Here is a 14,285-nt window from a genome sequence, read left to right as displayed (position 1 = left end):
CACCTCTTATTGTGTTTCTTCTGTCTCTGGCTGTAAACTGCTTAGAAAACCTGACTCGGTCGGTGCATACACATATGGATAATCCGGTAGCAGCAAATAGAAATAATGCTTTTCATTATTCACTGTTATCATGTATGCAGGTGCATAATTCGGCTTTGAAGATAGCTCAATTGTTGGGTAAAAGCCTTTTTCAACTTTTATTGTGTCATTGCTCTCGATCAACTGTTGACTTTGCAATGCCTTGACTGCCTGCACCTCTGAATATTCCTTCAGATCCTGATCCTCATTCTCTTCAAGTTTTTTGAAGTTTTTAATATATGTTTGTTCATATTCTACAACTTCGTAATCCTCATTTATGGTGACAAGCAATAAGCTGTCCGGGCTGAAATATGTTTGTCCTTGATTCATCTTCTGGAAAAACAGTAGCTGATTGCCTTGTCTGCCCCAGTACGTGTACTCTGCTCCAAACAAGACATGGTCGGTGACGAAATTATTTAAGTCTCCTATTGCCTGATCATTGTCATCAGCAATCGGAAATTCAACTGGTAATTTCTGCGGTTCCTTAAATTTCACTACAAGCTGCGTATTTGAGCTGATATCAAGGTCCATATTATCGTTATTCGGAACCTTATCCAAATCGTCTTCGGTGAAATGCAGCTTGGTTGCTTCGTACTGCTGATTCGTTTCTGTTTTTTGATCAGACAGTTCTTTGTACCCTTTTACACTACCTAAGACAGCATCTTGACTTTCTGTTTCCAGCACTGTCTGTTCCGTTTCTTCCTGTGGGAACAGTTGAAAAACGAGGTATACATTTAAAATTAGGAAGGCAAGGATGAACGTTAGCTTTATCTTGTTCCATTGCATCAGTTCATTCCTCCTGTCGTACTTCCTTCAACTTCCACCCAGTTCCCTTGATACTTTACATACCAGCATGGTTTCATATGGTACTTAAAGATTTCGGATTCTTCGTATTCCTCTAATTTATAGCCAATAACAACATCATCAATATCGCGTCGACTATATTGATTATCTTCTATCCAATCTTGTACTTCCTTGGACTCTAACGAATAATTACCTTTCGAGTTGCCTGTAGTTCCAATATTAAGCAAGGTTCTATCATAGCTAACCGGCTCCGGAAGGTTGTTTTGCATTCGGATCGACATAAGTGATAGACCATTTGCTTGGAACACTGGATATCCGTTACGTACCATTCGGAACTGGAAAGTATAGCTTCCTTCACCACTTACTGCATATAAACTAAAATCATTCGTCCATCCTTTATGGGAATTGATCGTACTAATAGCTGCTTGCAGCTGATCAGCCCTTGTAACCGTCCCTATACTTGAAGAAGATGGATTTGAATAGCTATAAGAAGCAAATTGTCCACTATTACTGAATTGCACTGACTCTAATCGGTTCGTATCAATATATTGATCGGATCCTTGAACTGAGGGATCTTTCATATAGATATCAGCAAATGCATTCCTGGAAATTGTCTCACTTCGAACAATACTGTCACTCACATTAATTTTTTCAGGTAAATAAATCTGATTCCAGGCATTCGTTTCTGACAAAGGTACAGCTGCTGTTAGATACTCATTATTGAGGATCTCATCAATACTATTTGTTACAGTTGCTGTTACAACATTTTCTAACGGATTCTCCTGGTGTTCATTTAAAAAGACAAGTCCAGTTGAACCATTTTCATTAGGTGATAAATAGATCCTTGTAAACCCGCCATTACCGAGTCTGCTTGTTACATTTTCCGCTCCTTCTACTTGGAACAAATTGTTCAGCTGGGAAAACGAAACTGCAACCGGATATACAAGCTCTATACTTGTATCAGGCAGTTCAGGCAGATCCTTTCGCTCTGTGTCCGTTAAATTCCATTCAGACAATCCATTTATAAAAGTCTGTTCATTATTCTTTGAATAAAAGACGAAGTGATTATCATTTTTATGAACGTACGTATGTGACGGCCGGACTACATCTGCTAGTTGCTTCTCCAGACCGTCTAAGGTTTTAGGTTCCTCGGTGCCAATTCCCTCCGATTTCAAGCTGTTTGGTTGGAAAGTCCATACATAAGCTGTTAAAACCAAACTTAACGCAACAAGAATAATAAGCAAAATTGTATTGAATGTTTCTAGTTTCAACGTACTTCACCCCTTTTCCGGTTAAGCGGAATGGTGAAGAGCACGGTCGTGCCTCTTCCTTCTTTGCTTTCAGCCCAAATGACGCCATGATGTGCTTCGATAAGGTCTTTGGCTATTGCCAGACCAAGACCTGTCCCACCAAGTTTTCGTGTACGAGCCTTGTCCGTGCGGTAAAATCGTTCGAATATCTTATCTAGTTTTTCATATGCAATACCCATCCCCTCATCGGAGATGCTCACTAACAGCTTCTGGCTGTCTTTTCGGACACGGAATCGGATCGTACCACCGTCTGGAGAATATTTAATAGCATTACTGATCACATTATCCAGAACTTGCATAATTTTATCCTTATCAATCGTTGCGAGTGCTTCCTCCTTCGGCAAATAGCGCTCAAAGTGGATATCTTCTCTCTTGTTCATTTCAAAACGATCAATTACATGATGGAAGAAATCGACGAAATTGATTCGGTCCCATTCCATCGTATAATTGCTGCTATCCATGCGGGAAAGCTGCAGCAGATCATTGACAAGACGAATCATCCGATCTGTTTCCTGCTGAGTCACATCAAGGAAATGCGGTGCGATTGATTCATCTTTCCACGCTCCATCTGTCAGTGCCTCCAAATAACTTCGCATTGTTGTCAGCGGCGTCCGGAGCTCGTGAGATACGTTGGAGACGAATTCCCGACGTTCCTGGTCTATCTGTTCCTGTTCGGTGACATCACTGATCACCGTAATAAAGCCGCTGATTTGTTCGTATTCATCCTGTACGATAGAGAAGTTGCATCGCAGCAATAAATACTGATCATCATCACTCATATCAATGATTATTGATCCAGTTTCCTGGATTTCGGTAATATCGACGATCTTTTCATTCAAATTCAATACTTCTATTAAGAATTGACCGCGCACTTCGTCAGCACTTCGTCCAATCAAGCTCTCTGCCGGAGCATTCATAAGCGTAATAGCACCATTCCTGTCGGTCGCAATAACGCCATCCGACATATGGGAAAGGACAGAACTAAGCTTACGCCGTTCTCCCTCGGTTCGCATATGGGCTTGTCGGAGTTCATCATTCATGTGGTTGAAAGTACGTGCCAGCTGTCCGATTTCATCTTCCCCATAAACATTTACCCGTTTGGAGAAATCTCCTGTCGCCATGACGCGGGCTTGCTTTTGCATTTCCTTGATTGGCTTCGTTATTGCCCGGGCAATGAGAATTCCTAAGATAGCAGCAAAAATAAGGGCAATGAACGTTGCTTGCAGGAAGATGATATTCGTACTTTTTAACTGACTATACACAGGTTCAATGGATGTGCGTACATAGATTAAGCCAAGTAATTCACTTTCCCCATTACTGTCGGTTCCCATGATGTTGTAAAACGATTTTAGCGTTCGGTCACCTGAATCAGTATCAATAACGATATTCGTTTTTTCCGTAGAAGGGAATCCATTATTAGTTATAGCCTGTATGATGTTATTGTCCGTTACACGGGCACCAACAGAACTTTGGTCACCAAGCTCGCTCGTTCCTACAAGCTGCCGCTGGGTGTCAATGACCTGAATCTTTGTTTCTTCTCCTTCTGAGTAGTTCTCGAGCAAATCAGCAATATCTTCCTCAAGAGTTGGATCGGTCGGAGAACGTTCATCCTCAAATTCCTGTACTAGCGATTGTTCCAGCCAATCCATATTGGAATTAAGGGAAGTTTGCGTATTATTAATCAGCTGATTCTCTAAGCTGTTGGTAAAAAAGACGCCGATCAACAAAAGAGCGATGATCAGCAGCAAAATGTAAACGACAACCAGTTTTAGGCTTACAGAACGGAAAAAGCCTATTTTATTCATAGATGTTACTCCTGTTCAGGGCTGCGAAGATAATATCCTACACCCCTTCGTGTAATGATCCAGAGCGGACTGCTCGGATTGTCTTCAATTTTCTCCCGGAGACGGCGGACGGTAACATCAACTGTTCGAACATCGCCGAAGTAGTCATATCCCCATACTGTCTCCAGCAAATGTTCACGCGTCATGACTTGTCCGCTATGACGGGCAAGGTAATGAAGTAATTCGAATTCACGATGTGTCAGTTCTACCTGTACGCCATCATTTGTTACTGTATAGGCTTCCGGATGGATGACAAGTTTACCAATTTCGATATCTTTGTTCTCTTTGCTGTCATCCTCTGGAATCTGCGCTTGTCTGCGAAGATTCGCTTTCACACGTGCAATCACTTCACGGTTGCTGAATGGCTTTGTGACATAGTCATCGGCACCAAGCTCAAGACCGAGGACCTTATCGATCTCCGCATCCTTTGCAGTCAGCATGATGATCGGCATATTATGTGTTTTCCGCACTTCACGGCAAACTTCATTGCCGTCTTTGTTCGGCAGCATAATATCCAATAGGATTAAATCGGGGTTCTCCTGCTGCACTAATTCGACAGCTTCATCACCGTCATAGGCACAGATTACCTCGTATCCTTCTTTTTCTAAGTTGAATTTCAATATATCAGCGATTGGTTTTTCGTCGTCCACCACTAAGATCTTATGGTTCATCGTATTCCCACGCTTTCTAGTGTTTTTTATCTAAAGTGTTTTATTTTTATATTACTAGATCAGTATTTGCATACCCTTCCTATTTTACAGCAATTTCGGTCAAATGTCTTTGGAAGGGGTATATTCGGCATTTTTTGGAAGAAAAAAAGAAAAAATCGCCCGTATGGACGATTTTTTAACTTATTGGCTGTATACGCTTCTTACTTCGTTTGTTTGTGTACGATCTGGACCAACAGAGAAGATGCTTAAAGGAATTCCTGTCAGCTGGGAAATACGCTCAAGATAGTGGCGCGCATTCGCTGGCAGTTCACTCAAGTTGCGAACACCTGTGATGTCTTCTGTCCAGCCTGGCAGTTCTTCATAAACTGGCTCACATTGTGCCAATTCTTTCAGGCTTGCTGGGAAATGCTCCATGATTTCACCGTTGTAACGGTAAGCCACACAGATTTTCAATGTTTCGATACCTGTCAGTACATCGATCGAGTTCAAGGAAAGATCTGTAATGCCGCTCACGCGCTGCGCGTGACGGACAACAACGCTATCGAACCAGCCCACACGGCGCGGACGGCCTGTTGTTGTACCGTATTCACGGCCAACTTCACGGATCTGATCACCAATTTCATCATGTAATTCTGTTGGGAACGGACCATCGCCGACGCGAGTTGTGTAAGCTTTGGAAACACCAACAACGTGATTGATCTTCGTCGGTCCTACACCAGAACCGATTGTAACTCCGCCTGCAATCGGGTTGGAGCTTGTAACGAATGGGTACGTACCTTGGTCGATATCAAGCATGACGCCCTGTGCACCTTCGAACAGTACGCGGCGGCCTTGATCCAATGCATTGTTCAGCTCAACGGATGTATCAGTTACGTACTTCGCAATTTTCTGCCCATATTCAAAATACTCATCTAGGATTTCTTCTACTGTGAAGACTTTACTTTCATAAACCTTCTCGAACAGACGGTTCTTTTCTTCCAAGTTCTGCTCCAGCTTTTCACGGAAAGCATCCTTGTCCAGCAAATCAGCAATACGGATACCCATGCGGGCAGCTTTATCCATGTAAGCAGGTCCGATACCTTTTTTAGTTGTACCGATTTTATTAACGCCTTTTGCTTCTTCCTGAAGCTCATCCAATTTCAGGTGATATGGAAGAATGACGTGTGCACGGTTGGAAATCACAAGATTATCTGTACTGACATTGCGTTCATGCAAATATTCCAATTCTTCAAGTAATGCTTTCGGATCAATTACCATACCATTGCCTAGTACACATTTCTTTTCCGGGAAGAAGATACCGGATGGAATCAAGTGAAGCTTATATGTGACATTATCGAATTTAATTGTATGGCCAGCATTGTTCCCGCCTTGGTAACGAGCAACAACTTCGGCATTTTGTGAAAGGAAGTCAGTGATCTTCCCTTTCCCTTCATCTCCCCATTGGGTTCCTACTACTACTACTGAGGACATCTGTGTGGCACCTCCGCCAAATAAACTATTTTTAACACCTCTAAAGTGTATCAATCCCCAAAACACATGTCAATGATACAACCGAACATTTACTGATGAAGACCTATATTTGTTCGTTAAAAAACACCCTATCAATTGATAGGGTGCTGTAATCATGCTGGCGGAACATCGCTTTCCGAATATCTATGATCCAAATCTACGAATTTATTATACTCTTTCACAAACGCAAGCTCGACTGTTCCTACCGGGCCATTACGCTGCTTAGCAAGAATGATCTCAATGATATTCTGCTTTTCCGATTCTTTATCGTAATAATCGTCACGATACAGGAAGCCGACGATATCTGCATCCTGCTCGATACTACCTGATTCACGCAAGTCGGACATCATCGGACGCTTGTCCTGTCGCTGCTCTACTCCACGAGAAAGCTGTGATAGAGCGATAACCGGCACTTCCAGCTCACGAGCTAGAGCCTTTAGGGAACGGGAGATTTCCGATACTTCCTGCTGACGGTTTTCTCCTTTTCCGGAGCTTGAGCCCATGATGAGCTGCAAGTAGTCAATCAGTATCATTCCTAATCCGCCTTCTTGCTTCAGACGGCGGCATTTGGAACGGATATCACTTACGCGGATACCAGGCGTATCATCGATATAAACCCCTGCATTAGACAAGCTGCCCATCGCCATCGTGAGCTTAGCCCAGTCTTCCGCTTGGAGACTTCCTGTCCGCAGACGCTGCGCATCGATATTCCCCTCCGCACAAAGCATACGCGAGACAAGCTGTGACGCACCCATCTCCAAACTGAAGATAGCTACATTCTCCCCTGCATGTATCGAGACATTTTGCGCAATGTTCAAGGCAAAGGCCGTCTTCCCTACAGAAGGACGGGCAGCGATGATAATCAAATCATTACGCTGAAATCCGGAGGTCATTTTATCTAAATCACGATAACCAGTCGGAATACCCGTAATAGAAGCATTTTGATGATGTAATTTCTCGATATCATCGTATACATCGATTAAAACGTCCTTTATGTTCTGAAAAGCTCCGGAATTTTTACGTCCGGATACTTCCATAATTGATTTTTCTGCTTCATTGAGCACATCATCCACAGCATCTTCTTTAGCGAAGCTCGATGTGACAATATCCGTAGCAGAACGTATAAGTCGGCGCAGCAGCGCCTTTTCAGCTACGATTTTACTGTAGTATTCAATATTTGCTGCAGTTGGAACGGCGTTAGCTAGATCGCTAAGATACGAAACTCCACCGACCTCCTCCAACAGTTTTGCATTAGCAAGTGCAGTAGTGACGGTTACTAGATCAACTGGTTCTCCTCTATCGGATAGACGCATCATCGCATCAAAGATACGCTGGTGGCTTGCTCGGTAGAAATCATCAGCTATGACCTGTTCCGATGCTCTCGATAGTGCTTCAGGTTCCAGGAAGATTGCACCAATTACAGCTTGCTCTGCTTCTATATTATGTGGAGGGGTCCGATCATTCCAGACTTCTTCCATCATGATTCCCCCATTTCTGGCATACTGCTACCATTGTACCGAAATATCCCCCTTTTGTGTCAAAAGGGGGATGGAAAACTGCTAGTATTTTGTTGGAAAAAAATTATTGCTCGCTGATATGGACTTTCACCTTACCCGTTACTTCCGGGTGCAGCTTCACATCCAAGTCACGGTAGCCAAGTGCACGAATCGGTTCGCTCAATTCGATTTTACGTTTATCCAACTTAATTTTGTGCACTTTTTTCAGCTCATCAGCGATTTGTTTGCTTGTGATGGATCCGAATAGACGGCCGCCTTCTCCGGATTTTGCTTTTACTTCTACTGTAAGATTAGCAAGCGTTTCACGCAGTTTCTTCGCATTCTCCACTTCCTGGAGTTCAAGCTGATGCTGTTTATTATCTTTTGCTTCCTGTACCTTCACATTACCTGTTGTAGCGGGTACAGCTAATTTATTTTTAAGTAAGTAATTCCGTGCATAACCATCTGGCACTTCTTTTACTTGTCCTTTTTTCCCTTTACCTTTTACATCTTCCGTAAAAATTACTTTCATTCTTCATTTCTCCCTTCAACATATTCATCAATGATCAGCTGCAGCTCTTTCTTCGCTGCCTCTACAGTTGTGTCAGAAATCTGTGTAGCGGCATTGGTCAAATGCCCGCCGCCATTCATCCTCTCCATGATTACCTGAACATTCACTTGCCCAAGTGATCTGGCACTGATTCCGATACGCCCATCTTCCCGCTCAGAAATGACAAAGCTGGCACTCACACCGTCCATCGTCAGCAATGTATCTGCTGCCTGAGCTATGACAACCGGCCCGAATACCTGCCCTTTTTCACCTGCAGAAATTGCGATGCCTTCCCGGTAGAGCTCCGTATTCTCAATCAAGTGCGCCCGTTTTACATACGTATCCAAATCCTCTTTCATGAAACGCTGGACGAGCACGGTATCAGCGCCTTTGGAGCGTAAATAGGATGCAGCATCGAATGTTCGTGAACCGGTACGAAGCGTGAAGCTTTTTGTATCGACAATGATTCCCGCTAGCAATGCACTTGCTTCCAAGGTGGACAATCGCAGCTTCTTAGGCTGATAGTCCAATAGCTCTGTCACAAGCTCTGCTGTCGAAGAAGCATATGGCTCCATATAAACAAGTGTCGGCTTTTCAATGAATTCCTCTGCCCGGCGATGGTGGTCGATCACCACAACATGTTCCGTTTTACTGAGCAGTCTATCATCAGCTACCATTACAGGCTTATGCGTATCGACAACGACAACAAGAGTGTTCTTCGTTACACGATCGAGCGCTTCTTCAGGACTGATGAATTGTTCCCAAAGCTCTTCATCCTTTTGAATAGCTGACATCAGCTTAGAAACTCCTGCAATATCCTGTTTATCAAGGACGATATGCCCGACAATATCATTTGCTTCTGCAATTTTCAAGATTCCGATAGCAGCTCCGACAGAATCCATATCCGGTGTTTTATGCCCCATGATGAGAACCTGCTCACTCTGCTTAACCAATTCCTTCAGTGCGTGGGAAATAACACGTGCCCGAACTCTGGTCCTTTTCTCCATCGGATTCGTTTTGCCGCCATAGAAACGCACCTTGCCAGCTTCACCTTTGATGGCAACCTGGTCTCCGCCGCGTCCTAGTGCCAAATCCAAACTTGATTGAGCAAGCTCCCCGAGCTCCGGTAATGTCTGCCCGCCAGCGCCGACACCAATACTAAGCGTAATCGGTATATTCTGATCTGTTATCAACGCGCGAATTTCATCAAGAATCTCAAATTTTGTCTTCTCAAGTTCTCTCAAAATGCGCTGATTGAGTACTGCTAGAAATCGTTCTTGTGATGTACGCTTTAAATAAAGACCTTTTTGGCGTGACCATTCATTCAATTGAGCTGTTACACGGGAATTGATCTGACTTTTCGCTGTGTCATCAAGATTCTGGGTCATTTCTTCATAGTTATCGAGAAAAATGATAGCTAGAACTGTTTGTTCTTCATTATATAAGTTCTGGATTTCCAGCTGCTTCGTCCGATCGAATAAATACAGAAGCCGCTCTTCCTTTTTGATCACTGTCAGGAAATCAAAATCATCAAGCGTAATCCAAACCTCGTTTTTTTCATCCTTGATTGCTGGTATCAAAGCACCTGACAAGTCATCCAGCGGGGCACCAACAAGTGTGTCCTCTGCAAACCTGTTCATATAAGGTGTTGTCCATTCAATCTGGTAATTTTCGCTGTACAGTACGATCCCAATCGGCATCTCCAAGAGCGCTTCCTCGCCAACCTTCTTCACACGGTGGGACATTGTTGAAATGTACTCCTCCGTCTGGTCCTGCATCTTCTGTTCAGTCAGTATACTGTAGAAGAAAGACAGAGCTAGTAGCACTGTCAGCGGCAGCCCAAGCTTCCATTCATAAAACCATACACAAATAAGCAGGATGACAGCAAGTACATATGTCACGATCAAATGCTTACTTAATGCTGGTTTCTTAAATATCTCTGGCATATATGTCAGCTCCTAAACCTAAATTCCGCGACCATGCTACTTTTTGCTGCTCATCCGTTCCCGCAGCCTGAATCCTACATCAATTATACCCAAAATACGCACAAGATACAGCAGTACTGTCCCGAAAAGGACCGATAGTATGACCGCAAGAATCGGCAGTACCTTCGGCAGATTCCTGTGATGGGCAAAATAGAAGAAGAATGAAAATCCTTGCAGTACAAGCAGGATTCCGGCAAGCTCCGTGACATTGGCAACAATCGGATAGAACCATCCATTCGGATCTATATCGAACCAGCGAGCAAACGATCCGATAAAATAGATGAATAATACGATGACAGGCAGGTTGAACCGGCGGAATGGCGGATAAAGGATCTTATCTTTGCTCTGACGATTATGGATCTTCTGAGCCAGCCATTGTGTGATGAAAGCATATAGAAGTGAGCCGACAGCGATCATTGTCGGAATCAGCACCATAATATAATCAAACATAGCGCTGACCTGTTCCCACTGGGCATCAGACACCGTCACCCCAACCGTATCTACCTCAGATTGGACCGATTGAAGCGTAGCCTGATAACTGTTTTGAATCTCCTCAATCATGTTTATTCCTGAAACAAATTGCGTTCCTGCCAGGAATATGGTGAATCCAAGTGCGTATCCTGCTGCTCCTTTTAGCAACGCTTCATATGTCGATTGCTTATGATGCAGAGCATAACCCGTCGCTGCTGCTCCAATAACGACTGAAATTGTTATAAAGAACCCGGCAAACGTCCCTATGAAGGAAAGAAGCAGAATGACGAGAGCAAAGTAGATACCTGGCTTGAAACCATGGCGGATCCAATATAGGATTACCGGTACCGGCAAAACAAACGTTAACAGTAAGTTTGTTACTGGTACAAATATCGCTATAAGCAGTAAAACCAGATAAATCCCTGCAAGCATAGCCCCTTCCGTCAATTGTCGAGTATTGTTCATGAATCGTGACACCCCATTTAATATGTAGTCTTGCACTTGTAGAAAAAGCACAGCTGCATAGGCTGTGCTTCTAGTTCGTTTGTAATGGATGAATGCGTATAAAAAAGCCATACATCCGAAAAAATGCTACCCAACGATTATACCCGAAAGAAAGTCTTCAAACAAATGATTCGCCGTGAAGATAGGCCCATCAGTAACTTACTTTGTGAATATCTTAATTTACCTGTTTATTTTTCCGAAATGAGCCTATATAATAGTGAGACAACCTTACAACGGGTTTAGCACTACATACTACATACCTCATTATCCACTAATGAGACGAACCTCAAAATCGGCTGCATCGCGACAAGCATGTAGTCGATTTTTCTATTCCACACTTTTTACACATTTTTTCTACCGAATCAAGATGAAGTACAAGATTCCTGCATGCTATGATTATTCTAAGATCAGAACAGGTTATAAACACAACAAAACGGGTAAATAAACAACAATTCAATCTACGGAAAGGACAGGAACAACATGAAAAACAGTCACTTCAATGCGATTCTCGCAGCAACTCTTTTAATCAGCAGCATCGGCGGTTATTTGCACTCTATCTTCTAATTCCATATCTCAGGCAAGCTCTTCCTGTAAAGGCAGAGCTTTTTTATTTCTTACAGGAGTTCATGCAAGCTGTGAAATCTACTCTTGGAACATTCTGCAGAATATGTCACACTATTTTTAACTTAACTGTTAGGAGTTGGACGTTTTGTTGACAGATTATCACGTACATATGGCAGAGACAGGTTCGTTCACTTTGGATTATATCCGCGAATATCTTAACGCAGCTAAAGAAAAAGGAATTGAGGAATTCGGCATTTCAGAGCATGCTTACTTCTTTCTGGAAACAAATAAAATCCTATCCAATCCGTGGGTAGAAAACCGCCGGACACTTCATTTCGAGGATTATCTCGCTTTTTTCAAAGAAATTAAACAAGCTGGACTACCCGTAAAGATGGGGATCGAAATGGATTATACACCTGGTAAAGAAGCCGAAATGGCAGAATTCCTTGATCAGCATCCTTTCGACTATGTCGTCGGCTCCGTACACTGGATTCGTGAGTGGGGAATCGATCTTGATATTTTCAAAGAAGAATATGAAAAACGTGATTTAAAGCAGGCGTATCGTGATTATTATGACCAGATCATCACACTCGCTCAGTCCAAACTATTCAGCTTTGTAGGCCATATTGATTTGATTAAGATTTTCGGCTATAAACCAGACGATCAAGACTTCGTCGAAGGAGAATATGATCGAGTCGTCAAAGCGCTCGCAGAAAATGACACTTGTATCGAAATTAGTACAGCAGGTCTTCGGAAGCCGGTCGGAGAGATATATCCTGATCTCGTTTTATTGCAGAAATGCTATGATGCTGGTGTCGGCATCGTGATAAACTCTGATGCTCATGCACCAAAGCATGTAGGTTATGCATACCAGCAGGCAGTCGAGCTTGCAAAACAGGTCGGCTATACCGAGATCCAGACATTCGAAAAACGCCAGCGCAAAGCAATGCCGCTAGGTTGAACAATCGCATAATTACCCTTTGTACGGAGACACTATCCAAGGAGCTGCAGATTGCTGCAAGCTCCTTTCTTTTGCGATAAAACCCTTACAAGTCAGAATACTTTTTCTAGTTTCTATTTGCAGGCACATTTCCTATAATGAACTACATATCTTCATTACTACACTAAAGGAATGCAGTATGCTGCGCCGATAAGGAGTGACATCATGAATCATCCAGAGAACACAGCATTAAAGAAGGAAATCGGACTATTTTTAGGTTTATCCATTGTAGTAGGTACTATCATCGGCTCTGGTGTGTTTATGAAACCAGGACCTGTGCTGAGTCATGCTGGCAGTTCTGAAATTGCCATGCTTGCTTGGTTGATCGGCGGACTGCTGACACTCGCTGGCGGTCTGACCATTGCTGAAGTAGGTGTACAAATTCCAAAAACTGGCGGTTTGTACGCTTATCTAGAGGAAACATATGGCGAGCTATGGGGCTTCCTATGCGGCTGGGTACAAACGATTCTTTATGGGCCCGCCATCATCGGTGCTCTCGGACTTTATTTCGGGACACTCATGGTCAATTTGTTCGGCTGGGGTACAAAATGGACAGCTGCCGTTGGTATCGCGAGTGTCGTGTTCCTTTGTATTATTAATATATTAGGCACAAAACTCGGAGGTGTCGTACAGCTTGTTACAACAATCGGCAAGCTGCTTCCAATCCTGCTCATCGTTGTCTTCGGTTTTTGGAAAGGCGATGCAGACTTTTTCAGTGCAGTACCGGAAGCCATTTCCGATATAAACTTTGGCGCTGCTGTACTAGCCACATTATTCGCTTATGATGGCTGGATCATGCTTGCTTCCATGGGCGGCGAAATGAAGAATCCGGAAAAGACATTGCCAAAAGCGATGATCGGCGGTATTTTGATCGTGACAGCTTGTTATCTGTTTATCAACGCTGCCATGCTTTATATCCTGCCTGCAGCAGAAATCGTCAGTCTGAACACAAATGCAGCCAGTACAGCAGCTAAGCTGGTCCTAGGTGATGCTGGAGAAATTATCGTAAGCTTGGGTATCATCGTCAGTATTTTCGGTTGCCTTAATGGTAAAATCCTGACGTTCCCGCGTATTCCGTTCGCGATGGCTGAACGCGGTCAGCTGCCCTTCTCGAATTTATTGAAAAAGGTGCATCCTACCTTGCATACACCTTGGGTAGCAGTCATTTTGCAGCTTGTGCTATCTATCATCTTCATGCTTGTCAGCAATCCGGATAAGCTATCTGAAATCAGCATTTTTACGATCTACATGTTCTATGTTCTCGCTTTTTATGCTGTTTTCATCTTGCGGAAACGTAATAAAGGAAAAGAACGCGCTTATAGTGTGCCGCTTTATCCATTCATCCCGATTGCAGCGATTGCAGGCTCTTTGTTTGTCTTAATCAGTACACTGTTCACTGACTTCCTTAGCTGTCTTCTATCAATTGGAATAGCAGTCATCGGTCTACCGATATTTTATATGTTGAAAGCTAAACGCCGCTAAAAAGCGAGCAGATTATG

11 protein-coding genes are annotated in these 14,285 nt (G+C 43.2%); 2 read left to right on the top strand and 9 right to left on the bottom strand.

Going from position 1 to position 14,285, the window contains the following annotated elements; genetic code table 11:
• Positions 1-6 precede the first annotated feature (6 nt).
• The 9 genes from CHH48_RS13520 to CHH48_RS13480 form a co-directional block, all read right to left on the bottom strand.
• Positions 7-864, bottom strand: coding sequence for a two-component system regulatory protein YycI (locus CHH48_RS13520; protein WP_095219680.1), 858 nt, complete (start codon positions 862-864; stop codon positions 7-9).
• On the bottom strand, positions 864-2,153 hold the full coding sequence (locus tag CHH48_RS13515; protein WP_095219679.1) for a YycH family regulatory protein: 1,290 nt from the start codon (positions 2,151-2,153) through the stop codon (positions 864-866). Before CHH48_RS13515 ends, CHH48_RS13520 begins: the two co-directional genes overlap by 1 nt.
• The gene (walK, locus tag CHH48_RS13510; RefSeq protein WP_095219678.1) at positions 2,150-3,997 is read right to left on the bottom strand and encodes a cell wall metabolism sensor histidine kinase WalK; all 1,848 of its coding nucleotides are present in this window, start codon (positions 3,995-3,997) and stop codon (positions 2,150-2,152) included. Before walK ends, CHH48_RS13515 begins: the two co-directional genes overlap by 4 nt.
• Positions 3,998-4,002: 5 nt before the next feature.
• Positions 4,003-4,707 (bottom strand): response regulator YycF, encoded by a 705-nt coding sequence (gene yycF, locus CHH48_RS13505; RefSeq protein ID WP_095219677.1) that lies wholly within the window; start codon positions 4,705-4,707, stop codon positions 4,003-4,005.
• A 180-nt stretch (positions 4,708-4,887) separates the two neighbouring features.
• Entirely contained in the window at positions 4,888-6,177 is a 1,290-nt protein-coding gene (locus CHH48_RS13500) for an adenylosuccinate synthase (RefSeq protein WP_095219676.1), read from the bottom strand.
• A gap of 152 nt (positions 6,178-6,329) precedes the next feature.
• The gene (dnaB, locus tag CHH48_RS13495) at positions 6,330-7,694 is read right to left on the bottom strand and encodes a replicative DNA helicase (RefSeq protein ID WP_095219675.1); all 1,365 of its coding nucleotides are present in this window, start codon (positions 7,692-7,694) and stop codon (positions 6,330-6,332) included.
• Positions 7,695-7,797: 103 nt separating this feature from the next.
• Complete coding sequence (gene rplI, locus CHH48_RS13490; protein WP_095219674.1) at positions 7,798-8,244, bottom strand: 50S ribosomal protein L9; 447 nt, start codon at positions 8,242-8,244, stop codon at positions 7,798-7,800.
• Positions 8,241-10,208 (bottom strand): DHH family phosphoesterase, encoded by a 1,968-nt coding sequence (locus CHH48_RS13485; RefSeq protein ID WP_095219673.1) that lies wholly within the window; start codon positions 10,206-10,208, stop codon positions 8,241-8,243. Before CHH48_RS13485 ends, rplI begins: the two co-directional genes overlap by 4 nt.
• 36 nt (positions 10,209-10,244) lie before the next feature.
• Positions 10,245-11,183: a YybS family protein gene (locus CHH48_RS13480; RefSeq protein ID WP_176466446.1), complete on the bottom strand. Its 939-nt coding sequence runs from the start codon at positions 11,181-11,183 to the stop codon at positions 10,245-10,247.
• 748 nt (positions 11,184-11,931) lie between these two features.
• Between CHH48_RS13480 and CHH48_RS13475 the strand changes: the two genes are divergently transcribed.
• On the top strand, positions 11,932-12,747 hold the full coding sequence (locus CHH48_RS13475) for a histidinol-phosphatase (RefSeq protein WP_095219671.1): 816 nt from the start codon (positions 11,932-11,934) through the stop codon (positions 12,745-12,747).
• 204 nt (positions 12,748-12,951) lie between these two features.
• The gene (locus CHH48_RS13470; protein WP_095219670.1) at positions 12,952-14,268 is read left to right on the top strand and encodes an APC family permease; all 1,317 of its coding nucleotides are present in this window, start codon (positions 12,952-12,954) and stop codon (positions 14,266-14,268) included.
• Positions 14,269-14,285 lie beyond the last annotated feature (17 nt).

This window comes from Terribacillus saccharophilus (genome assembly GCF_002272075.1).
Lineage (GTDB): Bacteria > Bacillota > Bacilli > Bacillales > Amphibacillaceae > Terribacillus > Terribacillus saccharophilus_A.
This window is presented reverse-complemented; position numbering and strand designations above follow the sequence as displayed.

What these genes read in the sequence shown, in the direction of transcription:
- yycF (WP_095219677.1), bottom strand. Translation starts at nt 4,707, where the DNA reads ATGAACCATAAGATCTTAGTGGTGGACGACGAAAAACCAATCGCTGAT.
- CHH48_RS13470 (WP_095219670.1), top strand. Translation starts at nt 12,952, where the DNA reads ATGAATCATCCAGAGAACACAGCATTAAAGAAGGAAATCGGACTATTT.
- CHH48_RS13480 (WP_176466446.1), bottom strand. Translation starts at nt 11,183, where the DNA reads ATGAACAATACTCGACAATTGACGGAAGGGGCTATGCTTGCAGGGATT.
- walK (WP_095219678.1), bottom strand. Translation starts at nt 3,997, where the DNA reads ATGAATAAAATAGGCTTTTTCCGTTCTGTAAGCCTAAAACTGGTTGTC.
- CHH48_RS13520 (WP_095219680.1), bottom strand. Translation starts at nt 864, where the DNA reads ATGCAATGGAACAAGATAAAGCTAACGTTCATCCTTGCCTTCCTAATT.
- CHH48_RS13500 (WP_095219676.1), bottom strand. Translation starts at nt 6,177, where the DNA reads ATGTCCTCAGTAGTAGTAGTAGGAACCCAATGGGGAGATGAAGGGAAA.
- rplI (WP_095219674.1), bottom strand. Translation starts at nt 8,244, where the DNA reads ATGAAAGTAATTTTTACGGAAGATGTAAAAGGTAAAGGGAAAAAAGGA.
- dnaB (WP_095219675.1), bottom strand. Translation starts at nt 7,694, where the DNA reads ATGGAAGAAGTCTGGAATGATCGGACCCCTCCACATAATATAGAAGCA.
- CHH48_RS13485 (WP_095219673.1), bottom strand. Translation starts at nt 10,208, where the DNA reads ATGCCAGAGATATTTAAGAAACCAGCATTAAGTAAGCATTTGATCGTG.